This window comes from Mycobacteroides chelonae, assembly GCF_016767715.1.
GTDB classification, from domain to species: Bacteria; Actinomycetota; Actinomycetes; order Mycobacteriales; family Mycobacteriaceae; genus Mycobacterium; species Mycobacterium gwanakae.
Genome location: NZ_CP050145.1, coordinates 1,876,719 through 1,901,414, shown reverse-complemented (window position 1 = coordinate 1,901,414; position 24,696 = coordinate 1,876,719). Strand labels below are relative to the sequence as shown.

At 63.0% G+C, this 24,696-nt stretch carries 23 protein-coding genes and 3 pseudogenes; 13 read left to right on the top strand and 13 right to left on the bottom strand.

Annotated elements, in window-relative coordinates; genetic code table 11:
• Positions 1 to 763 precede the first annotated feature (763 nt).
• On the top strand, positions 764 to 1,033 hold the full coding sequence (locus tag HBA99_RS09440) for a cyclic-phosphate processing receiver domain-containing protein (RefSeq protein WP_234798025.1): 270 nt from the start codon (positions 764 to 766) through the stop codon (positions 1,031 to 1,033).
• A gap of 158 nt (positions 1,034 to 1,191) precedes the next feature.
• On the opposite strand, the gene HBA99_RS09435 is transcribed toward HBA99_RS09440, so the two are convergent.
• Positions 1,192 to 1,440, bottom strand: a complete 249-nt coding sequence (locus tag HBA99_RS09435; protein WP_234798026.1) for a hypothetical protein — start codon at positions 1,438 to 1,440, stop codon at positions 1,192 to 1,194.
• A 113-nt stretch (positions 1,441 to 1,553) separates the two neighbouring features.
• On the opposite strand from HBA99_RS09435, the pseudogene HBA99_RS09430 reads away from it, so the two are divergent.
• Positions 1,554 to 2,355: pseudogene (locus HBA99_RS09430) on the top strand (hypothetical protein).
• Positions 2,356 to 2,436: 81 nt separating this feature from the next.
• Here HBA99_RS09430 and HBA99_RS09425 read toward each other — a convergent pair.
• The 4 genes from HBA99_RS09425 to HBA99_RS09410 form a co-directional block, all read right to left on the bottom strand.
• Entirely contained in the window at positions 2,437 to 2,712 is a 276-nt protein-coding gene (locus HBA99_RS09425; RefSeq protein ID WP_070951146.1) for a hypothetical protein, read from the bottom strand.
• A gap of 75 nt (positions 2,713 to 2,787) precedes the next feature.
• On the bottom strand, positions 2,788 to 3,207 hold the full coding sequence (locus HBA99_RS09420; RefSeq protein WP_070951147.1) for a hypothetical protein: 420 nt from the start codon (positions 3,205 to 3,207) through the stop codon (positions 2,788 to 2,790).
• Positions 3,208 to 3,293: 86 nt separating this feature from the next.
• On the bottom strand, positions 3,294 to 3,638 hold the full coding sequence (locus HBA99_RS09415) for a hypothetical protein (RefSeq protein WP_234798029.1): 345 nt from the start codon (positions 3,636 to 3,638) through the stop codon (positions 3,294 to 3,296).
• 132 nt (positions 3,639 to 3,770) lie between these two features.
• The gene (locus tag HBA99_RS09410) at positions 3,771 to 4,370 is read right to left on the bottom strand and encodes a hypothetical protein (protein WP_070951148.1); all 600 of its coding nucleotides are present in this window, start codon (positions 4,368 to 4,370) and stop codon (positions 3,771 to 3,773) included.
• A gap of 91 nt (positions 4,371 to 4,461) precedes the next feature.
• On the opposite strand from HBA99_RS09410, the gene HBA99_RS09405 reads away from it, so the two are divergent.
• Positions 4,462 to 5,127, top strand: coding sequence for a hypothetical protein (locus HBA99_RS09405; protein ID WP_234798030.1), 666 nt, complete (start codon positions 4,462 to 4,464; stop codon positions 5,125 to 5,127).
• A gap of 215 nt (positions 5,128 to 5,342) precedes the next feature.
• Here HBA99_RS09405 and HBA99_RS09400 read toward each other — a convergent pair whose 3' ends face one another.
• The 5 genes from HBA99_RS09400 to HBA99_RS09380 form a co-directional block, all read right to left on the bottom strand.
• Positions 5,343 to 5,906, bottom strand: coding sequence for a hypothetical protein (locus HBA99_RS09400; RefSeq protein WP_070951150.1), 564 nt, complete (start codon positions 5,904 to 5,906; stop codon positions 5,343 to 5,345).
• 5 nt (positions 5,907 to 5,911) lie between these two features.
• The gene (locus HBA99_RS09395) at positions 5,912 to 6,319 is read right to left on the bottom strand and encodes a hypothetical protein (protein WP_234798031.1); all 408 of its coding nucleotides are present in this window, start codon (positions 6,317 to 6,319) and stop codon (positions 5,912 to 5,914) included.
• Complete coding sequence (locus HBA99_RS09390; RefSeq protein ID WP_081347568.1) at positions 6,316 to 6,753, bottom strand: ankyrin repeat domain-containing protein; 438 nt, start codon at positions 6,751 to 6,753, stop codon at positions 6,316 to 6,318. Before HBA99_RS09390 ends, HBA99_RS09395 begins: the two co-directional genes overlap by 4 nt.
• A gap of 34 nt (positions 6,754 to 6,787) precedes the next feature.
• Positions 6,788 to 7,681, bottom strand: coding sequence for a YwqG family protein (locus HBA99_RS09385; protein WP_070951152.1), 894 nt, complete (start codon positions 7,679 to 7,681; stop codon positions 6,788 to 6,790).
• A gap of 117 nt (positions 7,682 to 7,798) precedes the next feature.
• On the bottom strand, positions 7,799 to 8,341 hold the full coding sequence (locus tag HBA99_RS09380; RefSeq protein WP_070951153.1) for a hypothetical protein: 543 nt from the start codon (positions 8,339 to 8,341) through the stop codon (positions 7,799 to 7,801).
• Positions 8,342 to 8,588: 247 nt separating this feature from the next.
• Between HBA99_RS09380 and HBA99_RS09375 the strand changes: the two genes are divergently transcribed.
• Both HBA99_RS09375 and HBA99_RS09370 read left to right on the top strand, forming a co-directional pair.
• Positions 8,589 to 9,125 (top strand): hypothetical protein, encoded by a 537-nt coding sequence (locus HBA99_RS09375; RefSeq protein ID WP_070952269.1) that lies wholly within the window; start codon positions 8,589 to 8,591, stop codon positions 9,123 to 9,125.
• Between the two features lie 9 nt (positions 9,126 to 9,134).
• Positions 9,135 to 9,518, top strand: coding sequence for a hypothetical protein (locus HBA99_RS09370; RefSeq protein ID WP_131822787.1), 384 nt, complete (start codon positions 9,135 to 9,137; stop codon positions 9,516 to 9,518).
• 49 nt (positions 9,519 to 9,567) lie between these two features.
• On the opposite strand, the gene HBA99_RS24820 is transcribed toward HBA99_RS09370, so the two are convergent.
• Positions 9,568 to 10,074: a DUF6636 domain-containing protein gene (locus HBA99_RS24820; protein ID WP_235732352.1), complete on the bottom strand. Its 507-nt coding sequence runs from the start codon at positions 10,072 to 10,074 to the stop codon at positions 9,568 to 9,570.
• Positions 10,075 to 10,368: 294 nt separating this feature from the next.
• On the opposite strand from HBA99_RS24820, the pseudogene HBA99_RS09360 reads away from it, so the two are divergent.
• The 7 genes and pseudogenes from HBA99_RS09360 to HBA99_RS09335 form a co-directional block, all read left to right on the top strand.
• A pseudogene (locus tag HBA99_RS09360) lies at positions 10,369 to 13,323 on the top strand (DUF4132 domain-containing protein); the annotation flags it as partial.
• 21 nt (positions 13,324 to 13,344) lie between these two features.
• A pseudogene (locus HBA99_RS25105) lies at positions 13,345 to 13,560 on the top strand (hypothetical protein); the annotation flags it as partial.
• On the top strand, positions 13,557 to 16,742 hold the full coding sequence (locus tag HBA99_RS09355) for a DUF4132 domain-containing protein (protein WP_070951156.1): 3,186 nt from the start codon (positions 13,557 to 13,559) through the stop codon (positions 16,740 to 16,742). The pseudogene HBA99_RS25105 and the gene HBA99_RS09355, both read left to right, overlap by 4 nt.
• A gap of 19 nt (positions 16,743 to 16,761) precedes the next feature.
• Entirely contained in the window at positions 16,762 to 17,850 is a 1,089-nt protein-coding gene (locus tag HBA99_RS09350) for an ATP-binding protein (RefSeq protein ID WP_070951157.1), read from the top strand.
• Positions 17,847 to 20,123, top strand: coding sequence for a DUF5682 family protein (locus HBA99_RS09345; protein ID WP_070951158.1), 2,277 nt, complete (start codon positions 17,847 to 17,849; stop codon positions 20,121 to 20,123). The genes HBA99_RS09350 and HBA99_RS09345 overlap by 4 nt, the downstream gene beginning before the upstream one ends.
• Positions 20,124 to 20,149: 26 nt before the next feature.
• Complete coding sequence (locus HBA99_RS09340; protein WP_070952271.1) at positions 20,150 to 21,268, top strand: VWA domain-containing protein; 1,119 nt, start codon at positions 20,150 to 20,152, stop codon at positions 21,266 to 21,268.
• Complete coding sequence (locus HBA99_RS09335; protein WP_070951159.1) at positions 21,261 to 23,210, top strand: hypothetical protein; 1,950 nt, start codon at positions 21,261 to 21,263, stop codon at positions 23,208 to 23,210. The genes HBA99_RS09340 and HBA99_RS09335 overlap by 8 nt, the downstream gene beginning before the upstream one ends.
• Positions 23,211 to 23,611: 401 nt before the next feature.
• Here HBA99_RS09335 and HBA99_RS24815 read toward each other — a convergent pair whose 3' ends face one another.
• A complete protein-coding gene (locus HBA99_RS24815) occupies positions 23,612 to 23,830 on the bottom strand; it encodes a cold-shock protein (protein WP_070951160.1) in 219 nt (72 codons plus the stop codon).
• A gap of 61 nt (positions 23,831 to 23,891) precedes the next feature.
• Between HBA99_RS24815 and HBA99_RS09325 the strand changes: the two genes are divergently transcribed.
• Positions 23,892 to 24,323 (top strand): DUF2628 domain-containing protein, encoded by a 432-nt coding sequence (locus tag HBA99_RS09325; protein ID WP_081347705.1) that lies wholly within the window; start codon positions 23,892 to 23,894, stop codon positions 24,321 to 24,323.
• 34 nt (positions 24,324 to 24,357) lie between these two features.
• On the opposite strand, the gene HBA99_RS09320 is transcribed toward HBA99_RS09325, so the two are convergent.
• Entirely contained in the window at positions 24,358 to 24,672 is a 315-nt protein-coding gene (locus HBA99_RS09320) for an HNH endonuclease (RefSeq protein WP_235732351.1), read from the bottom strand.
• Positions 24,673 to 24,696: the final 24 nt, after the last annotated feature.

Below are 24,696 nucleotides of genomic sequence, written 5' to 3'. Positions count from 1 at the left end.
ATCTCGCTGAGCTGGGCTTATCCGTCGCTCAGTTCGGGAACCGTCGGGGTGTATGGGTCAACGGTGGGTCATCGGCGTGCGTAGGAAGCGGCGGGCGGGCCGACAAGATATTCGACGTTATCCGGCCTGACGCTGCCCTGTGGGGGCGGGGCGTCGAGTCAGGTTGTGCCGCTTACACCCGCGAGGACCAGTTCCGCGAGAACGGGAGCAGCTTTCTCCTCGAGGTAGTTGGCCACCTTTTTGGACACCGATGGGAGTGACAACAAGCCCGCCTGACGCACTGAAGTCGTTGATGGTCCAGGCCAACGCTGCCATGTCGCTCTGCTTCAGACTGCTCTTCGGGTAGCGCCGACATTCAATGACGACTACCGCTTCGCCGTCAGCACTGACGCCCATAGCGTCGATTTCCCATTTGGTGCCCGACGCGCCGACACGTGTCTGTTTCCCTCTGTGCTTTCGAACCCAAGGCGGAGTGCATCGCCGACCTTGTCCAACAGCAAGCGGGCTACGTCCTCGTAGGTCTCCCAGCTCGTAGGCTTCTCGATGCTCATACGACTCTGCGTCCAATACTTCGTCTGGCACTCAGAATCTCAAGTGCCGCCGGGATCCCTACATTCTAAGTCGCGAAATCAGGTGTGCACCTGGATACTTGGAGATCTTAGGAGCGGGGACGCCGCGCCCTCCACGATCGTGACTACCCAACGCGGCCCCGCAGTGCGGAAAATCGCTATCTTTCTCGGCGGACACCCGCCACGATCAGTCTATGAAGGTATGGGTGGACGACGAACGTCCATCTCCCGACAGTGGGGCCTGGGCGAAGTCCTCGAACGAGGCGCTGAACCTTCTCGACGGAGTGGAATCTGTCGAAGCCCTCAGCCTCGACCATGACCTGGGTGGCGAAGACACGACGCGGCCAGTTGTGCTGTGGCTAGCTGAGCACGGCGGCTGGCCAGAGCGCGTGTATGTCCATACCGCCAATCCTGTTGTAGACAGTGGCTCGAAGGGATGGTGCAGCGGCACGGGCCCGGCGTAAGCCGATGGAGCAACCCCGGCGCGCCGTAGCCATCAACCGGGGTCAGACGAGTCGTGGGGCCTAAGCCGCAGAACCCGCACCTTGCTCACCGACAAGTATGCGCTGGAAGGCGAATTAGCATCTGACGGCGCATCCTCGCCCGTTACCGCTCGGCGGTACTAGAGCTTGTACCGCAGGTACATCATGGCCAGGAAGAGGAGCACGAACGCGCCAAGCCCCAATCCGGCAAGCACGCTTTTGAGAGCCAACGAGATGCATACGACCGCGACCGCAGGAGCGACCACCCAGTTAAGCCACTTCTGGACAGTACTTTCGCGCGGCTCTGCCAAAAGGCCGATGCCTCCACTCACCGCAGCATCAAGGCCATGCAGAAGTCTGGTTCCGGAGCTCTCATCACCTAACTCCATGTGTGAACCACATGCCCATCCCGCCAGTATGATATTTGCTGTATCGCTATACTCGCTTTATGCGCCTACGTTTGATACTTGCTCCGTGGTGGGCGCAAGCCCCGGTGCACGCCGTGCTTTTCTTCGTCCTGTGGGCGCTCTATAGCGCGGCGACCGATTCGCGGCCCGATTGGCTGCAAGTTGTCATCACCGCTCTCTTTGTTCGGTCTGGTCATGGGACCGGTATCAGCGCGACGGAATCGCCGCGTCATCGCGCCGGTGATGGCTGGTATGGCGCCGCGCGACTACCGGTACGTATCCAAAGCGCTGCGAACCGGTCCGCCGCCAAACGACCCGGTCATGTTGCACGCCACTGCCCGTCTAGCGCATATGCGCGCCGCCCAAGGTATGCGCGAACGCACAGTCTCGATAATCCTCATGGCTGTGGGTGTCATTGTGATGATTGTCCTGGCCGAAGGGCATACGTTCCACGCCGCTGGATATGCCGTGGCCGTGTTGTTTGGGGCCCTCGGCGCCCGCTGCTGGATCAGTCCGCTTCTCCTACAGGCACGTTCGACGATACTGGCCGACGCCACGCGTCAAAATCTCCTACCGATTGACTCCGATTACACCACACCATCCTCCGTCGCTGGCCGGCACGATCCATCGCCATATCCGCTGGAAAATCAGCCCAAACAACCAGATGCGGCGGCAGTCACTATCTCTGGCCCCAGCAGTGGACTCTTTTCATTTCGTGGCAGAGTGTCGACAGCGATCCTTGTGCTCATCGTGGGCGGCGTCGGACTCTGGGCTTACCTTCACTACCGCGACCCGGAAATGTTCTGGCTTTCCCTGTTTCCACTGATGCTGGGGGCGATTGGCATCTGGGACGCGGTTAAGTGCAAGCGCGCCGGACTCTTCGACGTCAAACAGTAACTGCCGGGCACCAACCTGACAGGCAGCGGACGGTTCCAATTCCATAAATCCTCCTGACAGGCAACATGAATTCTGTCACGCTCAACGGTGCGGGGTCTGCACGCCGTACTCCACGGCCGCCTCGATTGCCGCCAACCATGTGAGGGAACACAGGCCTGCCAAAATCGCATGCCAATAGCAGAGTCGTTCGTTGAACCGGGCCCTCCGAGCCACGGCCACGATCGCAAGTATCACGCTGATACCCAAGGTGATCCAGAATCCCAAATACAGCGCCTCGGACCAGAAGAACGGGAACAACACCGCCGCCAGCATGAAACACAGCAGCATGCTCAGCCCGATTCCTGCCGCAAACGCCATTACCGCAAGGGCTGCTGTTCTAGTGGTCAAACGTCCAACCCCCATAAGGTTCGGGGATGACCCCTTTGGGGCCACTCATCCGGCGATCTCCGCGGCGAGCTGGAAACCCCATACGGCTACGTAGCCCAGTGCTATTACTACAGCCGCAACCAAGGCATAGCGGGCCAGGAATTCACGTGCAGGCGGCGCTTTCCTGAGTCCGTCTACTGCCAGTCCAACGGCGAGTGCCACCACCAGAGGGCCGACTAAACGGCACAAGTTTGCCCAGAGACCAGCGGTATGAATCTGGTCCAAATAGTCGTCGGGATCGGCGTTGGCGCGACCTTGAGCCTCGATGAGCACCACCGCGACACGCCAAAACCCCAAATACATTCCAAACAAAAACGTCGCCACGACCGTGGCAAGCATGGAGAGCCTCGTCGCTAGTTTCCCTGCAGCACCACGCCGCTCAAACGAACCGTGCTGCCCAACCGGCTGACTTTCAGGAACCGTCATGCCTCATTCTCCTAGCCAGTGCCGGCTCGATGATCGCCGCTTCTTTGCAGCTCACTTCCCTATCAATGATCGCCACACGGTGACCATCATTGCCTGCCACTTGAGCGCGCTGACGCAATCCCTACCGCGACGGTACCGCCGCAGTACTTCCAGCCCTCGTTCTCTTTGAGGAACGCGACACGGTAGCCCTCGGCGAGCTCGCGCGCTATCTCAGGAGGGGTTGCAAGCGTGGCTAGAGCGGCGTCGCCGTGCACTGATACCTCGGTGAGAGCGCTAGTTGTGGGTAGATCGGCTGCAGAGCCGCTCTTAATGGAATCGATCCCATCCAAGTGCTGCCGAGCGCAGGTCAACGCGTTGTACGCATCGATGTTGTGGTTCTGCACCGCCTGGGCGACCTCGCGGTAGATGCCATTGAGCTCATCGGCAAGCATCTCGTCTGGGGTCTGACCACACGCAGACAGAACGCAGACGCCAATCAATGTGAATACCGTTGCAGTGCAAGCACTCTGATGACGCAAAAACCGACAGACCATTCCTACCAGCCCTTCATCCATACGGCGAAACTAGAAGACCCAGCTCTTGGGCGCCGCGATCACGAAACCGTGAGTAACCGACTGGCCTGCGTCGGAGCTGATTTCGTGTGGCGCCTTGAGGACACAGACCAAGTCCGCTGACGCTGGTACTCCGCACACAAGAGACCGCGAGGGCGGGAAGCTCCAGAACACGATCTTATGACCTGGGGCAAGCACGACGGGCACCGCGCCGCTGGTATCACCGAAGAACTCTTCAGAGGTTTTGGCAACGAACTGTGCGGGTCCAAGGCCCCGGTCATACACCCCCTGCAGATCTACGATACGCGCGCCCGCGGGCTGTCCCGGCAGGACGCCAGCGCATGCCACTTGGTGCGTCACCTTGACGGTCTGCTCCTTACACAACAGCCCGGTCGCCGTGCTGAACCACAGGGTGGGTACCGCGTTGAGGTCGGCGGGACTGGAGGGCAGCGGTCCGCTGTCGTCGATCAGCGAGTCAATATCTGGAACCAGCGGTGCCGCAGCGGCATCCGGAAAAGGATTGACCAGCGCTAGTGAAACCACCACGATGCCAACGAATCCCACCGCAAGTGCTCTATAAACCGAGCACACACCGGTCTCTGCCCTACTCATGCCCGCCCCTCCTCCTCGACTGCAGGCAGATCGCCCAGCCGTCTGCCATCCTCTCACATCGTGAAATTTGCTGTCTGCTTACACTATGCTGGTGTGGATAAGACTTGCGCTTGCCCCGTGGTGGATTCAGTGGCTCGCGTATTCGGCCCTGATTTTCATCGCGGCGGGCGTTCCTGTTGCGGTCATCAACCGCGAAGACGAACAGGGACAATGGCTCGGTTGGTGGATCGGTATCGCCGTGGTGGCGCTCGTCGGCGGGCTGGTGTGGGCTCTGGCCGCACGATCCAGAGCCCCGCAGCTGCAGCAGCTACTCGACGGCCTGACACCGGCCCAGTACCGTCAGGCTTCCAAGGCAGTCTTGTCCGGACCAATACCGGCCGACCCCATGGTCCGGCGCGCCGCTGCACGCTTGGCCCAGAACACGATTGAACGTCAGCTGCGCATGATGACACCCGTTGTGCGCAAGTTCTTGATCGGATCAATGGCCGTCAACGTCCTTATCCAGGTGGGTATTTCAGCCACCGGAGCGACGATCAGCTTCGCAACTGTCTGCAACGCTGCGGTGTTTACATGGGCTGCTGTTTTTTGGTGGCTCTATCCCCCGCTGCTGCAAGCTCGGGCTCAGCTACTGGCAAGTTTCGTGCACGCACCGGTCTTTGGCGGCGCGGCGCCGTCGGCGCAGGGTTCGTATGGTGCCCCGGATGCAGGCCGCTATCAGGGTCAGGCCCAGGGCGCTTACTACCCCCCACAGGTATGACGATGTGGTGGGTAGATTGTCGAACCTCGACATGGATTCGTCCAGGTGCTGCAACACAATTCCGAGGCAGGTCAAGTAGATGCCCGCGGCTATCGCCGCGAGCAGCAGTACCGCTGTGAGGATCGAACGACCTGCCTTCAGAAGCATGAGTCCGGGTTCCTGACCTGCTGGGGGCTCGGTTTTCGAGAGATGTTCACTGGAGGAATCGGGAGCCACTACTTGCCCTTGGCTAGAATCTGATTGGCTATTGCGTCCTTGAACTCCAACACAATTGGCGGTAGCGCGCCTCTTTCAAGTGTGGCGACATCGTCGGCGGTGAGCTCTACGTCGCCGTAGTTGGATGCGGCGATGAAGTGTTTGTCGATGTTCTTCGAATAGATGGTGGTGAACAGGTAAGTCTTTTCGGTCCTTAGGATTTGGTCATCGTTCTGGAGGCATTCACGACCGTTGAAGTGGCCGCCGATCTGGCTGACGGTGACCTGGCCCGAGAGTTGGCCCTTGAGGTTTGATATCACCTGGACTTTAAAGAGTGAGTAGAGGTCGCGGCCTTCGACGTGTTGTCCTTCCGATGCCTCGACCTTTCCGACAAATACGTTGTCGGCCAGGCCTACGAAGGAGCGCTTGTTGTGGACTTGGGAGGTGTATTCCGCGATCCGGGTGCACGCGGGGTTAGTTCCCCGGATATCTCCGTAGAGTTGCTGGACGCTCTGGCAGCCCGAGGTGGCCAGGGTTGCGGCCAAGAGACAGGCCGCGATGGGGGTGACTTTTGAAATGTTCATGTGCCCTAACCCCAGTGGAAACTGAATGTGCTAGTTGCGCAGCCGACTTCGCCGTTATCGCGTGTGTTCTCGATGAGCACCTTGCCCTGGTAGTGGATACGGGTGGTCACTGAGCCGCGGCTTCCTGGCTCGATCGGCCAGTTCGCGCGGACCTCGGCGCGGTTGGTTGTATGTCCTTTTCCGGTCAGGTCTCCGACATGCACTTCAGTTGTCCACGGCAACGACACCTGCTCGGCGTGCTGGAATTGGGTGCCGTCGAAGTAGGTGATGTCGGCGGTTGGAATTGTTTCGGAGACAACTTCATAGATGGCGGGGGCGTCGGCGGGGTCGGCGGATGCTGGGGTAGTTATCGGCATGGTCATTGTCAGCATGATGGCGACGGCCCCAATCCTCATGGTGGTTCTTGAGATCATCGTGCACCTTTCAGCTCTTCGGCTTTGGCTTCGACGAGTTGCGCCCATTCCTCCGGAAATCCGGCCACCAGCCGCACAGTGCGCACGGGCGGGCTGCCTGAGTCGCTCGTATTCGGATTCGCGCCACGCTCAAGCAGGAGTTTGATCATCGAACCGTCAGGGCGGTTTTTGCGTCTTCTGATGGATATCCACAGCGGGGTGTTGCCCCACACGTTGATCGGGTCGATGTTTGCGCCAGCGTCGAGGAGCTCTTCGGTGATCTCGACGTTCCCGTAATGTGCAGCGATGTGTAGTGGCGTCATGTCTTCTGGCCCAGGAAGATTGATATCAATGCCTGCGGTGACCTCGGCGCGGAATGCCGCGACATCGTTGTTCATGATCGCGCGGTGGATTGGTCTAAGTGGATCACGCAGGGGCGCTTCGTCTCTGGTCATGGTTTCGTCTCGCCCTGCTGACGCTCGCCGTGCACTAGCGGTCGGTGTGATAGCGGATCGAGCTGAGATCTCCGAGGGCGAGTGCGCGAGGGTCGCCGAAGATGCTGGCAGTGCCTCCTGCCCACCAGTCGCATAGGTCGCTGCCGCCGATGCTCACCAGTACACCCGATTCCGGATCATCCATGTCGGCATAGTTTCCCGTACCGCGCACATCCCCCTGAATAAATCGAGGGTGACCTCCTATGTGCGCGCCGTCCCAGACGTCACCGGAGTCGCGGAGTTGGTAGTAGACGTGATCTCTCCACGCTATCGATAACCCGTAGTACGGGGCTGGCGCGTCCAGTAGATCCTCATCGCCGACCAGGCCCGCATCTTGCAGCGCAGCCCCCAGAGTTTGGCGCTGCCGCTCGGTGAATCGGTCCGCACCATCGGGAAGTGCCCGAACGCGTTCGAACACAATGCGATACGGCAGTGGATTCAACTCTTGAAAGCTCAGCGGCGCGTCATAGCCGGGACAGCGACCGACCACACCGAAAAGCTCCTGGCCGCAGTCCCCGTACGGCCGCGTCGGGTAGGAGACATACCGCGTCGACGGGGCTGTCAGGTCAGTGATCCATCTGACTTCGAACCCTTGAGCGCCTTGGGTGTCATCGAACGTCATACCTGCCACGTCGCCGCTGCCAACGAACCACTGCAGCAGCCCCTCAGTCGGGAAACCGGGCAACGCCGGAACCTCCCCGAAGTTAATCTGGCAGACAAATGACATCGGCTCGCCGCCGCTGTTCGGCCACTGGCTGCCGTCAGGCCAATACGGATGACCGCCCAGATACGACGACCGAATATCGGGGTCCCCCGGCTCGGGCTTCAGGCTGACAGCGTCGACACTCAGTTCTGCAAGCAACCCATTAATCCCCGTAAAAATCCCCATAACCATCAACTATAGCGAACGACAGCAACCTATAAACGGATAGGTACACTTGCGCTCGAAGATCCGCAGGGCGCCCGGTCGTCATCGAACCCAGCAGTGCCCGAGCACTTCGGTGCGTTAGTCCATGTCGTAGTAGAACCAGTGCGGCATGACTTCACGGCCGACGTATTTCTTGCGCTCTGGTTCGGGTAGCCCTGGCGGCACGTACAGTAGTCCGTCCCAGCTGCCGCCGAAGGCAATCAGCACGGTGCCGTCGTTGTTTCCGTAAATGTCGGCAGCGTAAGTTCCCAGCCGCCGACGCTGCGCCTCGCCCGGCCGTGGCGGATACTCGGCGACAGCCAGTACCTCAGGCCACGCTTGCGCCCAGCGCAGTTTCTGCAACACCCCCGTGCCGATCACAATCACCGACAAACCGATCATCGCCGCAACGACAACCAACGGCACCGCCACATTCCGCTCGCGTGAGGCGCAGATGCCGAAATACGCAGCGGCAAAAAGCAATAGCGGAGGACCCGCCATGAACGCCAGTACCCCAAGCCAGCTCACACGCTCAAATGGGCCATCACACCACAGCAGCGCCCAACACAAGAGCGCAACCGCTAAGACAAATCCCATATCGAGGATGCGCAGTATCCATGCACTAGCCGTGCCGGTGTTCACAAACCCACAATAGCGCCGCGATCCCGCCAATCGTCACAACACACCCCGCCTCTCAGTTATCCTTGTAATCGATCTGAACAGGTGCAATGCAATGGGGGGTTACAGAATGCACGACAACAACTCTGGCGGTTCTTGGCCTTCGCAGCCCAGCGCATATCCCTGGGGCGCTCCACCACCATCTCCGCATTGGCCTGCGGGCCCCCCTCCCGCCGCACCACACCGGCCGACACCGAGCTACTGGTATGGCATCGGCGCAGCACTGATAGCGGTTGGCCTGATCGGGGGCATCAGCCTATTCGTCGCAGGACTCGTCTACGCCCTCAAAGGACCCACAAGCCAGTTCGACGCAAATGGCTCTGCTACTGCACCATTCGCGTCAGGCGAACAGATGATCATCTACGTCGCCGATGTCGAACCCGTACCGAAACTGACCATGAACACACGTTGCGTGGCCCGCGACGAGAACAACAACGACGCCACCGTCAGCCGCTACAACGGCTCCATGAGCATCAACCAATGGCATGCGCTCTACGTGGTGACCGCTCACCAGGCAGGCGACTACACAGTCAGCTGTGCCGGGTACTCAGACATAACCTACGGGCTTGGACCACGAGCTGGAACCGGCTCCATCACAGCGGCTTTCGTGGGCCCCATCGGCGGCATCACGCTCGTGGGAGCCGGAGTCATCATGATCGCCGTCACCGCGTCACGGCGATCCAAACCAACACCACCACCGCAGCACCCGTACGGCAATCCGTACCCGTACCCAGCTGCGCCGCGGTAGCCGGTAAAAGTGGGCAAACACTCCGAGGACGGCACACGGCGCCCGTTCCTATCGAAGAACCCTTACTCGGACTGGCGCCTGGTGATCGCAGTCCCGATGTGCACGCTTTTCCTGGCGATCGCACCGGTCATGTATCTGCATCCAGCGACCTGCGATCACAAACCCATGAGCCAATGGGATCGCTGCCACCACTACGGAAGAACCAAAGAGCAACTGCTCGCCGGCTCCCCAGACCATGTGCCCAGTTTCGGATATGACGTGGATAGCCAGATCGTCCACAACCGGATCTTCGCTGTGGCGGCAACGGTTTTGGGCGCAACTGGATGGGCAATCGCTATCGCCTGTGCCCGACGTGAATACATCCGACGCAAGGCCCGGACCAACGCAGGCTAGCGGGCGACAGCCGTTATCGCTATTCAAGCAGTGGACGAATTCGGCCTTCTCAACGCAGGAATTCGTAGGATTGCCGTGCGAGTCGGAACCCGCGGCCAGTGGTGGTGTCGACACAGGTGATGCCGTCGACTCCGCTCGAGCATTGGAATGGGCCCACCTTCGTGTCGTCGCCATACTTCAGCACGAACAAGTTCTCGCCACCTGCCCAGTCTGAGATGCAGTGGAACGCGGGGCTCTCGCCGATGGTCATCGTCACACTTCGCCCCCAGACGCCATGACAATCTGTGGATGGCCTTGGCGGCGGCGTGAATGTCGCTTCATTGAGGTCGCACCGCACGGAAGGCTTTGGCCATTCATTGACGATGATGCAGAAGATGTTGCCCGACGGTGTGGTGAAGTGCCTGACCCCGTAAGTATCGGCCAGCGCTGGCGGTGAGCCCGTCCCAAAGCACACCAACGCTGTTGCCGTGACTGCGAAGAAGCTGAAGACGCGCGACAGCGGCGCCGGAAATGCCTTGGCAGGTCCGAGCACCCAACGCTGGGGCCTGGTTGCCACCGCATGAAGCGAGACCTCCCGGACGCGCAAGGCCGCGAGAACCGCATCAACGATTCTATGCAGTAATGAAACTCGCGTAGTCATGATAATCCGATCCATTTGAGGCAGGTGCCTACTTTTTCGCGTAATAGTCGCCCAACGCGAGCGTGTCGCGCCAGTGACTCAGCTACCTGTTCGCCGTGACCACAAGAGCTCCGTCGACCGTACAGCTATTCTTAATCCGGCGAGCAATGAGACTAGGGGGGAACTGTCGTGGCAGATATCTGCTCGGCAAGCGATGAGTCGGCGGTGACGATGGCGCCTTCGTGGCGCAAACTCATCTTGCCGCGGCGCGGCGGCCCGCCGATTCCGATACGTCCCGTCGACGAGGATGCCGTCGCCCGGATACGGAAAACGACCTTCGAGACCAGGCGCGCCGATATCGAGGCGATGCTCGCGTACCACCGGACGTTTCCCGAGACTGCCGAGGCGGGGCGGCGCTACCTCGCCGGGCAGCCAGATCCGCTCGGCGCTGCCGCGGTGGCACGCCTGAACCTGTTAGATGGCATCAAGCCTGCCGACTATGCGGACCTGTGGATCTGTGAGCACGGTCTTGCCTTCGCTTTATGGACGGCGGTCCAGCTGGCTGACGGGCCTCCTTTGTTCAGCATGTGGAGTTCCGCGGATTCGCCCGTTCCTGACGTATGGAGCCACGTGCGGATCGAATGTTTTGATGTGGCGCTGCGGCTTCGCGGGCGACTAACCCTGGTGGGCTCCACGGAATACCAGCAGGCGGTGCACGCGATCTCCCCGGCCCGTATCTCGGATAAGACGAAATGCATTGCGGCGTTTATGTTCCCGACGGAGACTCAATGGGTTTCTGAGGCCTGTAAGGAGCCGATCGGGCTTGTCGAGAACCGCTCCCGTCTGGAGCTGCTGACCAGTGTCTCCTCGATCGACATGGTCTGCGAGCTGCTTTTCCACGACACCGGCTGGGACTCCTACTACCAGGACTACCGGCGCATCCTGCCCACGCTGGTGGACCGGTTCGGGGTGGCCCTGGTGCCCGTTCTGGACCGCATTCTCGACGGGTACTTGTCGAAGGGGCGCGCCGCGGTGGTTTCCGAGGCGCTGGCCTGCCTTCCCGGCGACGACGCCTTCGCGGCATTGCTGCGGCATGCTAACAAGCCTGGGGTGCGACAGTCGGTGGAGCTCGCGATGGCCCGCTTCCCGATGCGCGCCGCGGACCAGCTGGCCGAGCGGCACGACCCGGCATCGGCCGAGCTGCTCGCCATGCATCTGGCGCTACGCCCGCACCTGACGGCACACCTGCCGCAGGGCTCTGCTCCCGTGCCCGACGCCGCGCCCACCGTCGGCGCCGCAGACTTGCCCGAGCTGTTGGTCTCCCCGCCTTGGACCACGAAGCAGCCGAAGGCCAAACCCATCGTCCTCAGTGAGCTACCCGCCCCTCCAGATGCCGAATTGTCTTGGACCCCAGACGAATTGGAGAAGCTGCGGAATCTTCCCGAACATGAGCCGCGGTTGGGTGCGCGGACCTGGGGTGATCTGGAGGCCGACGGCGAGCGCGGCAAGCTGTCCGGCTTCGATTTCCAGTCGATTCTGCTCAGCGGTCCGCCGGAGCTGGCCCGCAAGCTCATCGAGAACCGCTGGGTGCCACTTTGGTGTTTCTCGGCTGGCTATTGGTTTCCAGCAGCCCTGCACCGGCACGGACCGGAACTCGGCGGGCTGGCGACCCGGCTGGCCGAGAAGGAACCGGAGTCCGCATCGGCGGTCTTGGGGCCGATCATTACTCGCGAGGTTGCCGAGACCCACGCTCTCTGGCTCGCCGGAAAACGCCGACTCCTGTCCATCGCCGCGCGGACCTACTTCCGTAGGCACGGAGCCGCCGTAGCCCCGATGTTGGTACCGGCGGCGTTGGGTCCACTGCGCGCCCTTCGCGAGAGCACCCACCTAGCACTGCGGTACCTGGCCCGCACCGACAGCCCCGCGGCGGTCATCGAGTCGAGCCGTCACTATGGCGATGCCGCCGCCAACGCCATCGGCGAGATCGTCGGGCTAGATCCCCTACTGGTGTTTCCGAAACGGATACCCTCCGTATCTGATTGGGCTGCAGGGGCGCTGCTGACGCCCGTTACGCTCACCGACGGAACGTCTCTGCCGACCGAGAGCGTGAACGTCATCGGGGTCATGCTGATGATGTCGAGCCCCGATAATCCTTACGCCGGGCTCACCGCTATCGCCGAAATCTGTGACACCGCGACACTGCGCCGGCTGACTTGGTCGCTGTACGAGGCGTGGGACCGCATTGGCGCACCCACCCGGCACTCGTGGGCGCTCGACGCCCTAGCCTGGTTTGCCGACGACGAGACGGTCGATCGGCTCAACGACATCATCCGGCGCTGGCCGGGAATAGGACGCAGCGCCAGAGTCCCCCACGGACTGGACGTGCTGGCCAACATCGGATCCGACCACGCTCTGCTCACCATCTATCGCATCTCTCAGCGCGAGCGCTCAAAACCATTGAAAGACAAGGCAAACGCTAAGATACAAGAGATTGCGTTGAGCCGGTCACTGTCCGCCGAACAGATGGCAGACCGTCTGGTACCCGACCTTGGCCTCAGCGACGCCTCAGCCCTGGCACTGGACTACGGCAGCCGGGCGTTCACAGTCCGATTCGACGAACGGCTGCAGCCTGTGGTGACCAACGAATCAGGTTCGGTGTTGAAGGCCCTACCCAAACCGGGTAAGGGCGACGACGCCGTCCGCGCCGACGACTCTTACCGGCGTTTCTCCGCACTGCGCCGACAGGTGCGCATCGTGGCGAAGGAACAACTGCGCAGGCTCGAAGACGCCATGATTCACGAACGACGTTGGAGCGTTGAGGAATTCGAATCACTGTTCGTGTCGCATCCGCTGTTGATCCAAGTCGTCAGGCGCCTGCTGTGGGCTGCCTTTTCGCCAACCGGGCAGCTGAGCTTGTTCCGGGTGGCCGAGGACCGGACCCTTGCCGACGACAATGACTCCCTGATGTCCCTCGCCCCGTCCCACGCTGTGGGCATCGCGCATCCACTGCACGCCCCTGAGCACATGATCACCTGGGGCAGGATATTCACCGATTACGAACTGCTTCAGCCCTTCCCGCAGATCAACCGGCCGGTGATCAACGCTACCGAGCAGGATCTACGGGAGCAGGAACTCTCCAGATTCGCACAGGTCACGGCAAAGACGTTCTCGCTCACCGCACTCAGCAGCCGGGGATGGGAGATCGGCCAGATGTTCGACGGTCCATTCCGCCGGCAGATCTCGCGGTCTGCGCCCGGCGGCCGCCTCGTCGATATCTGGCTCAACCCGGGCATCCCTGCAGACCCACGGGAGATCGAAACCCAAGAAATATCGGTGCGACTGGATCGAGGCACGTTCGCCGAAACAGGTCTGGTGTTCGCTTCGGAAATCATCACCGACGTGACGGGAGCAACTGCACAATGACCCCATTTTCATTGCCAGACAAGTGGCTCAACCGGGTGATCCCGTGGCGCGGGTGGGGCCATCCGCAGGCCCTCAAACCGATCGAGAGGGTCAGCGCCCGAGTTTGTTTCGAAGCCCAATCGGTGGAGATCGACAAGGAGCTGGCCCGGTCGTCCACCACCGATCAGGTCCGCGACAGTATCCGTGCATGTGATTGGGATAAACCCGATCTCAAGCTCGCACTACCGGCATTGCTCGGGTTTTCCGGGTCGGTCGGCCTGCTCGCCTGGACCTTGGACACATACGGAACCACTCCGGCGATTCAGGCATGGGCGCAGTCCACGCATTTCGGTTCCTGGTACCGGGGCCTGACGTACCAGCCGGACCCCGCGGTGTCCTGGCGAACCGCGCAGCCCGAGTTGCTGCGGCGGACCCTCGCCACACTGCCCGAGGCGGAGTACCGCCTCGCGGTCACCGAGCTTCGCGATCCTGCGATTCATCCCGTGCACGCGGCCTATATCGCCCCGACCGAACCGGACCTGGTCGCCGCAGCGCTAGCCCTCACTCCGATCGACCATAGGAGCTTCGATCTGCTGCTATGTGCGGTGGAGACGGAATCGCAGGTACACGAACTGGTGGTGAACACGCCGACCATCTACACCCCACCGAGCAGCATGCCCAGCTTCGCGACTGCTGCGGTGCGCGCCGGCACCGCGGTAACCGAGGCGATCGCAGCCGCCTTCAAAAACGGGGCCGACACCGACGGGCGTGTCGAGTTGATGGACCTCCTCGCCCACTGCCCGACACCCGAAGCATTCCGGCAGCTCCTCGGATACGCTGGCACCCGAGGCGGCTACGGCGCCATCCGATCCGCTCTCGAGCGCCACCCGAGTGTCGGCCTACCTGCGCTGGCTCACTCAGGAACCGAAGCCGCCGCAGTCGAGCTGCAGGCCTACGTGCTCACCCAGCCCGAGCAGATAGCCACTGCGTCGCCCGCGCTGGACGATGCCACCAGGGCAACCATCGAGAAGATCACGGCAATGCAAGATGCCCTGCCCGAATCCGACTCGCCACCAACGATTCTCCTGAATCCACCGTGGATCGGCCGGAAGAAGGCCGCCAAACCGCCGGTATTCGAGCTGCGGGCCGAGCTGGCCGTAACCTTTCATTGGCCGCCGGGAGAACGCGAGCGTCTTTTGGCCAGGCAGCCCACCTTCCGGTTCACACCGCAGTACATGCCGTCCTGGCAGCGCCTCGCCGAAGGCAGTTACTCGGATTGGCAGATGGAAGGGGCACTGGTCGAGCTTTCTGGCGATGATGCGTTGGCGTTGGTGCGTCACTGGGCACCAACTGCCCGTTACTGGGATGCGGGATGGCTGCCCTATGCGCTGGCACGCTTCGGCGCGGATGCCTACCCCGCCGCCGTACGTGCGCTCGACAAGAGCGCGGTGGCGGCCGCCTACACGCTGATTCCGGTGCGCAGTCACGAGGTGGCGCCCCGGATGGCCGAATTCCTGCTGCGCCGCGGCAAACTCCGCACCGTTGCCCTGGATTGGCTTCGCTGTCACGGGCTGGACGCCGTGGCGTATCTGGTACCTGCTGCGCTGGGCAAGGCGGGAGCCCGTCGCCGGGGCGCCGAGGCGGCATTGCGCCGACTGGCGGCGAATCACTCGGAGGAGGTCGTCGACCGTGCGCGCAGCTATGGCGATGAGCCCGCCGCCGCCATCGCCGTGCTGCTGGACACCGATCCACTGACCATCTTGCCGGCCCGGGTCCCCGCACTACCCGCTTGGCTCGGACCGCAACTGCTTCCGCAGATCGCCTTGCCCGGGCGGCACTCGGCGTTGCCCCGGGAGCTGGTTCCGGCGCTGATCACCATGTGTCAGCTCGGCGATGCCGACGCGCCTTACCTCGGGTTGGAAACCGTGGCCGCAGTGTGTGATCCGGGATCGCTGGCGCAGTGGGCGTGGGCACTGTTCCAGCAGTACCGCCGGATGGACTATTCCAGCAAGGATGTGTGGGTTCTGCGCCTGCAGGGTTGGCTGGGCGATGACGACACGGTGCGTTCCCTCTCGCCACTGATCCAGGCTTGGCCGGGTGAAAGCGCACACCAGCGCGCGGTTGCCGGTCTGGATGTGCTCTCCGACATCGGGACCGATGTCGCGCTCATGCACCTCTACCGCATTTCGCAGAAGGTACCGTTCAAGGCGTTGCGGGCCAAGGCCGCCGACAAGATCGAGCAGATCGCCGACGAACTGGAGCTGACCCCTGAGCAACTGGGCGACCGGCTCGTCCCGGATTTCGGTTTGTCCCCGCAAGGTACGGCCACGCTCGACTTCGGGCCCCGACAGTTCGTCATCGGATTCGACGAGAGCCTTAAGCCCTACCTCACCGACGCCGACGGCAAGCCACGCAAGGCCCTGCCTAAGCCCGCGGCCACCGACGACCCGGACCTGGCAGCCGCAGCCACCAAACAGTTCTCGGCCCTGAAGAAGGACGTGCGGGGCGCGGCCTCCGATCAGATCGCCCGGCTGCAGCGCGCCATGCGGTATCAGCGCCGCTTCGACGCCGCGGACTTCCGCGCCTACTTCGTGTCCCATCCCCTGGTCGGCGTGCTGGTACGCCGACTGGTGTGGGGCGCCTACGAGACTGCAGAGCCCAATTCGCCACTGCTGAAGAGCTTCCGGGTCGCCGAGGACAACTCCTTCGCCGACGCCGAAGACAATCCGTTCGAATTGGACGAAAACGCTGTCGTCGGTGTGGTGCATCCCGCCCAGCTGGCCGCCGAGCTGCTGGCCGCCTGGTCCGAGTTGCTCGCGGACTATGAACTGCTGCAACCATTTCCGCAACTGAGCCGTCCGGTATACCGACTCACCGACTCCGAGAAGTCCACCAACGTCCTATCCCGGTTCGACAAGCTGACGGTGCCGTCGCGCGTGCTGCTGGGCCTGGCCAAACAGGGCTGGAACCGTGACACTCCCGCCGATGCGGGGGTGCAGAACAGCGTCATCCAGACCCTGCCCTCGGGTGCCGAGGTGAGCATCGACCTTGATCCGGGGATTCCGGTGGGCGAACCGGACATGCTGGGAGACCAGACCATCCAGCGAGTCTGGCTGTCGTCCGGGACTTACGGTGATATCGACCCCGTACTCATCTCCGAAATCCTGGCGGACCTCACGGAGCTGGAGCGGCACCGATCATGACTGACGCGAGAGGACCACTGTGACAAGTGATCTGCAGAGGCCACCGGCCGAGATCCGGTACGCCGAGGAACTGCGGCGGCTGCGCGACAACGACCCCGACGACCGGCCGCCCGGCTGGGCGCTGAGCATGCGAACGGCCAGAGCCTTCATTCTCGGCGACCGCACGCTCGGTATCGAGCGCAAATTCGTCGGCGATCCCTCCCTGATCGATCGCGCGCTGGTCACCCTGGCCACCAACCGCGGTCTCATGTTGGTGGGCGATCCGGGAACCGCGAAATCCTGGCTGTCCGAACTGATCGCAGCCGCCGTCAGCGGCGAGTCCACCTTGGTCATCCAGGGTGGCGCCGCCACCACAGAGGATCAGATCAAGTACTCGTGGAACTACGCGATGCTACTGGCACAGGGGCCCAGCCCGGATTCGGTGGTACCGGCCCCTCTGCTATCGGCCATGCGCACCGGCAAGGTGGTGCGCTTCGAGGAAATCACTCGCTGTCCCTTGGAAGTTCAGGACAGTCTGCTCTCGGTACTCTCCGAGCGCGTGTTGGCCATCCCGGAACTGCACGGCGCCGACGGGCTGGTTTTCGCACGGGCCGGCTTCAACGTGATCGCCACTGCGAACACCCGGGACCGTGGTGTCAACGAGATGAGTGCCGCGCTCAAGCGACGTTTCAACTTCGAGACGGTGTTTCCGATCAGGGATATGGAGACCGAGCTGGCCCTGGTCACCACCGAGTCTGCCCGGATGCTCGCGGAGTCCGGCGTCACGATCGCTCAGAGCCCCGACGTGCTGGCGGTCCTGGTGACGATATTCCGCGAATTGCGAACGGGCCGAACCGCTGACGGCACCCCCATCGAATCGCTCAGCTCCGTGATGAGCACCGCGGAGGCCGTGTCGGTGGCGCACGCCGTGGGTATCCGGGGCTGGTTCCTGCGCCGCGAGGCCGGGTCTGCCGCCGATATCGTGGAGGCCATCTCCGGCACTGCTGTCAAGGACAACGCCGACGACCTCACCAAGGTGCGCACCTACATTGACCACCACGCCGCCCGGCGAAACGGAAAGGCCTGGAAGGACTTCTATCAGGCCCGACACCTACTGAGCGCCGATTGACCGTCCACTTCATCGGGGTTCGCCACCACAGCCCGGCATGTGCCCGGCTGGTGCGCGATGTGATCCGCAACGTCTCTCCGGCTTACGTTCTCGTCGAAGGCAGCGCCGACTTCAACGATCGAATCGACGAGTTGCTGCTGGGACACCGATTGCCGATCGCCCTGTTCAGCTTCCTTACCGGCCCCGACGTCCACCGGATGATCTGGGCACCGTTTTGCGACTACTCCCCGGAATGGGTGGCGCTGACCACGGCCAAGGCCGTGGGCGCCGAGTTCCGGTTCATCGACCTTCCGGCCTGGCATCACGCTTTCGAGGAAAGAACCAACCGTTACTCCGATGCCGATGCCCGGCATATTGCCGTCACCTCCCGGCTGTGTGCGGAGTTCGGGATGGACAACAACGACGTGCTGTGGGATCACCTCGTCGAGGTGCCCGGGGCCGAGTACCACACCCTGGCCCGGTACTTCGACACCCTGCGTGGGGACGCGCGGGGTGGGGACTCAGATGCGGCCCGCGAGGAGTACATGGCCCAGTGGATTTGCGCCGCAAAATACTTCGCTCGTGGACGCCCCATCGTGGTGGTGACCGGAGGGTTTCACCGACCGGCGCTCGTTTCACTCACCGCCGAACGCGATGATCTGGCGCAATGGCCCGCGGTACCCGCGTCCCCGGAGGGCCACCGCGTCGGCAACTACCTCATCCCCTACTCCTACCGGCGCCTCGACGCGTTCTCCGGCTATCAGTCGGGTATGCCCTCGCCGGGCTACTACCACCAGGTATGGCACAACGGTGCAGAAGCGGCCGGCCAGCGGCTCATCGCGGATGTCGCCGGCCGGCTGCGTGAACGTCATGTCCCCGTCTCCACCGCGGATCTGATTGCGGCCCAGTCCCTCTCCGAGGGCCTGGCCCGGCTGCGCGGACACCCCGTGCGCGCCCGCGCCGATATTCTCGACGGGTTGGCGGCCGCCCTGATCACCGAAGACTTACCGGCTCCGCTGCCGTGGGCTGCCCGCGGTGTGCTGCAGACCGGAACCCATCCCGCCGTCCTGGAAATGCTCGCGGCCCTCACCGGCACCGCCCACGGCGAGCTTCATCCCGACACCCCGCTGCCGCCACTGGTACCCGATGTCGAGCGACTGCTCGCCGAACACGATCTGACGCCGCCTCGTCAAGTCCGGCTCACCCTGACCGTCGAGGCTGACCTTGACCGCAGCCGCATCCTGAACCGTCTTCGGGTGCTGAGCATCCCGGGGTTCGAGCGCATCTCGGGACCCACCGCCGGCACGGACCCGGCGACCACGGAACGCTGGGAATTGCAGGTGCGGGATACCCAACTTCCCAAACTTCTGGAGGCCAGTGCCCACGGCGCTACCCTCGGCGCTGCCGCGGCACATGTATTGCGCGAATCGGTGGCCGATGGCAGCACGACACCGGCCACGCTCGGCCCGGCGCTGTTCGACGCCGTGCTCTGCGGCAGCGACGAGGTGCTCGGCGAGCTCGTGCCCCCCGCTGCCCAGGCCATCGCCGACAGCTACGACCTGGGCGGGCTCGGTACCTTCCTGTCCGCGCTGCTGGCCTTGTGGCGCCACGACTGGATCTACCAGGTCCGCCAGCACGACCGGTTTCCGCCGCTGATCGCGGCCGCGGTACGCAGGATCGAATGGCTGGCCGAGTCGGCCCGGGCACGCACACGCGACGCCGATCGCCGCGAAGTCGCCGCCCTCGCGGCCGTCTGCGATGCACTGACGCACGCCGGTGAGGCGGCTGCCCTCGACAGACCCGCCTTCCTGGACACCATGGAACGCATCAGCCAAGACCCACAGGCTCCACCTGATCTGCGCGGTGCGGCCCTGGGCGTCCGCTGGCGGCTGGACGACGAGGCTGCCGTCGATCCGGTGGACATGGTGCGGGCCCTGAGCCTGCCCGAGACCCTCGGGGACTTTCTCGTCGGCGTGTTCGGTCTTGCGCGAGAACAGGTTCTGCACACTCAGGACGGCTCGGGATTCGACGTGATCGCCGCCCTCGACCACATCGTCGAGGATATGACCGAACGCGATTTCCTGGCGGCTCTGCCCGCCGTGCGCCAGGCCTTCGAGTACTTTCCGCCGCGCGAGCGCACCCGCATCGCCGACCGGATACTGGTGGCGCGTGGCCGGGCGGCCGTAGGACGGGCATGCGTACGCACCGAGTCCGATCCCGCGCTGCTGGCGTATGCCGCGAGGATCGAGGAGCGCATCGACAACCTGCTGTCGGAAGCGGGACTGAACCCGTGAACCAGCAGGAAGACCCGAACGAGCTTATGCTGCAACGCTGGCGCCTGATTCTGGGTGAGCCGGGCGGCAACTGCGCCCGGCTCACCGGCGACATGGCCGGCCGCGATGCCGCGCTGTCGTGGCTGTACGGACGCGACGACGAGCTGGCGGCTCGCGGCACCCGGCCGTCAGGTGAACGCGCCGGAGGCGACGGTGAGTCGCTCGTCGGCACCGTCGAGTGGATCAACGAGGTGCATCGGCTCTTTCCCCGCGACACGATCGAACGTCTGGAACGAGACGCCTTGGAGCGCTATCAGATCCAAGAGATCGTGACCAATCCCGACGTGCTTGCCCGCGCCCGCCCCAACCAGACCCTGCTGCGCGCCGTGCTGCGAACGAAACATCTGATGAACCAGGACGTGCTCGACATGGCCCGCAAGCTCGTAGCGGTCGTCGTGCAGGATCTCATCGACAAGCTGTCCATCCAAGTGCGGGAAGCATTTTCGGGTCCGCGACTACGCCGGCGTAGCATCCGCGGCAGCTCACGGGATCTGGATGTGCGTGCCACCATCCGGCGCAACCTGCGTCACTACGACACCGAGCACCGCCGCATCGTGATCGAACGGCCGCTGTTCACCTCTCGCAGTCGGCGCCATCTCGAGAAGTGGCAGATCATTATGCTGGTCGATCAGTCCGGTTCGATGCTCGGATCTGTCATCCACTCCGCGGTCACCGCGAGCTGCCTGTGGAACCTGCCTGGGGTGAAGACTCATCTCGTCGCCTTCGACACCTCGATCGTCGACCTCACCAGGGATCTCACCGACCCGGTGGAGCTGCTGATGAAGGTCCAGCTGGGCGGCGGCACCGATATCGCCAAGGCGGTGACCTATGGTGCTGGGCTTATCGAAAACCCGCAGCGCACCATCTTCGTGCTCATCAGCGACCTGTTCGAGGGCGGGGACCCGCGAAGCTTCACCGGCCAACTCCGTGCCCTGGTCGAGCAGGGCAGCAAGGTGTTCGCACTGGCCGCGCTCGATGAGAACGCCGAGCCATCCTATGACCGCGCAGTCGGCCAGCTGCTGGCCTCCTTCGGGGTCGAGGTTGGCGCCCTCACGCCCGGGCATCTGGTCGACTTCCTCGCCGAATGTTTGGCCGCGCATGGCTGAAAAACCGTGCCGTCCAGACCTCGACATCATCACCGAGGCGGCGCTCATCGGGCTGACGAATAAGGGCCTGGTGAAACGCGCCCAGCGCGAACTGGATTCGGAGACACCACCGGAGATATCACAGGCACCTGACGGCACCGTCACCGCCCGCTGGCACGACGGAAACGTCTCAACACTGGCGGTGGACCGAGCCCTCACACAGGCCGACTGCACCTGCGGAGCAACCACACTGTGCCGGCACCGCATCGGCCTGGTACTCGGATACCAGCGGGCCGCTCAGGACACAGAAGATGCCAAGGCAGGTTCCGACTGGTCACCCGCGATGTTCACCGACGCCGAACTGGCCGCGGCATTCGGTGCGGCCACCATGAAGGCCGCCGAGCGCCGCCGAGCCGCCGGCTATCCGGCAACGGTTCGGCGCGGTCAACCACCCACGGTAGAACTACCCTCCAGCACAGTTCGTTTCATGATTCCCGAACATCTCGACTTCGCCCTCACGGATGCGGACAAGCAGGCCTCCGCGGTGACCGTTGTGCTGGCGGTATGGGCGTTCCGCCTCGCGGACGCGATCGATCCCGGCACAACGCGCCTAGAGATCGAGGTCGCATCGACCGCCGAGCGGGACGAAAAGCCCACCGCGGAAGCCCGCGATCTCGCCACGGAGCTGTTGCGCTCCGGAACCGTCAACGTCACCGACGTGCTGTCGGGGAAGCTCGATCGAGCAGCAGCGGACCTCGACCGCGACAACATCCGATGGCTTGCCGACACATTGCAGGACCTGCATACCCAATTGAGCGCGTATCGCACCCGCCACGCCGCATTCTCTGATCTGCGAGTGGCCGAGCTGTTGGCCGAAGTGCATGCTCGCAGTCTGGCATCCAGCAGCCCACGCCTGACCCGGGCACAGATCCTCGGCACCGGGGAAAAGGCCTCCACCCGAATCCGGTTGACCCGTCTCACCGCGCTCGGCGCGCGTCTCACCCGAATGGACGACGCGGTATCGGCGACGGTCTATCTAGTGGGCGACTCGATCCCGATGGTCATCCACCGCAGCTGGCCCGTCGACGACGATCCGGGCTTCGCCGGCGAGGTGGTGGGACGGAGGCGCATCGCGGGCACCACCCTGCAGCGGCTCGCCAGTTCTTCGGTGGTAACCGAGTCCGCAGTGCGGCACGCCAATCGCGGACTCGAACTCACCCGCTCGGCCGTGGCCAAGACGTCCGTGCTCCCGCTAGGACGCGCCTGGGAATCGCTGCCCGATCATCTGGCCCACCACGAATTTTCCCTCCTAGAACGCGAAATCACCTCACAACCACCTCGATTCGTCAGGCCGCGGATCGAGGCCGAGTTCGTCAGGGTGTTCGCGGTACACCGGGTGGTGTCCATGTCCTACTCCCCCGGCGATCAGCGCTTGGTGGCCGAGGTTGCCGACGCTCACGACGGCCGGGCACTCATCGCCGACGAATATCGCTCAGTGGCACCGGGAGCGCTCGACGCCCTGCACCGCGCCTTGAGCATGATCAGAGAACAAACCCAACCGGTACTTCTCAGCGGGATCGCGCGACGTTCACACGGGCGCCCGATCGTGGAACCACTGGCCGCCCTGTTGGGCACCGAGGTGTCCGTGTTCGATTTCGCGCCGGCCACAACCGGCGCACTGCCGGAGCACCACGACGTTCCCCCCGATCCGCTGCACCGCTCAGTGCTGACAGCACAGTCGCTATTGTCCCAGATCGCGCACACCGGGCTGGACCACTGCCGTGCCGGTATACAGCAGCAAATACATTCCTGTGCAAACGATCTCGCTGCTGTGGGATTCCATCAAACAGCTTCTACGCTGCGCCAATTCGGCAAGGCCCTGAGCTCCGCAGATAGCATCGAGGCACCCCATCGCTGGTTCGCCGCGGCGATCCGGGTCCTGGCGATACTGGAACAGCTCTGAGTACAGGGCGTGGCTGCCTCCCATGTGGTGTGCGACCCGCCAGAAATCGAGCCCGAAAATGCTCCGCGCATCCGTGGCGAGTAGGGGGCGGTGACTGCAGGTCTGCGCCAGCGTCTGCAACGATACCTGCATGTGGGGACGAAAGTTGGTCGATAAGGCCCACTCCCACCGCACGACAACCCTGCCGCACTGAGTAGGTCGGGCGTCAGCGGCGGCTTCTACTGTCTGGCAATCTACTCATCGAGCACGATCACCGAATGGACCGACTACGACGATTCCGCTCTATGTCCCAAGTGTGGAATCGATACCGTGCTCGCCGAGAACTCGCGGTATCCGATTACAGCCTTCCTCACGAGGATGCACCCGCGCTGGGCCGGAACCGTCAATCGGTTCGATGGCGATCAGAGCCGACGCACGCAGGTAGCGACGTACCGGAAGCTGTCCTGCCGCTTCTGCTCGAAGTCGAACTCGACGCGCTCCCCTTCGTTGAGCATCCGGAAGCCGTCGTCCTCGATCGCCGGGTAGTGCGCGAACGCATCCAACCCGTCAGGTAGCTCAAGCGACGTGATCGCAGCCCAGCTCCTCTCAGACTTGAAGAACTTCACAATGCCTTGCGCCATAACGTCAGCATGGCTGCCAGTGTCGATCGCATCAACCTGGAAGTTTGCTAGATTGCTGACCGTGACGGACGATCGCAGCGACTTGTCGGCATACTGGCGGCTCAAGTTCGACTTTTATGACCGCTACGGCACGAGATTCACGCCGCAGGCAGTTGCCGCAGCGAAAGCGCGGCCTTTCGCGGTCAGAATGCGTTCCTATTTCAACCTGCCGGCCTTGTTCTTTGGACCCATCTACTTCGTTGTCAAAGGCATGTGGCGCAAGGCAATAACAGTGATGCTGTTTGGCTTGCTCCTGGGGGGCGCCGTGTACCTGGCGTTCCCGGGGCTGGGTTTTGGTGGGTTTAGCACCAACGGTGTGGTGTACATGATCCTTGCTGGCCCTGCCTATTACCGTCATCGGGTAGTGGGCAGCAGATCGTGGAATCCGTTCGATGGGATCGGATGGCGCTTCAATCGCGAGATGCGAGAAGACTGGACGCTGCGCCGCAAGTAGGTCACAGCCAGTCGGTGTGAGTCCACCCGCAGCATTACCCGCGGTCCTCGGTCCTGGCTTTGTGGTCATTGCAGAGCTCGCAGGCAGCGCGCAGGTTGTCCCAATCGAACGCCAGATCTGGCAGGCGCGACGCGGGCTGCTCCTTGTCCACCACGGTGGCGCGGCCCGTGCAGATGCCCTCGTACTGGATCCGGCAGAGGTAGCGGTCTCGGTCCAGGATCTTCGGGACCAGCTCTCGCCATCGGCGTTGACTAGTGACCCGACTGGAAGCTGTGCGTGGACCGCTCCATGCCTGCGTGTGCTCAGGGCAGTAGCGGGTGAAGCGGATCAGGTTAGGGCATCCGGACACTGGGCACGGCCGCGAAGCTCTAGG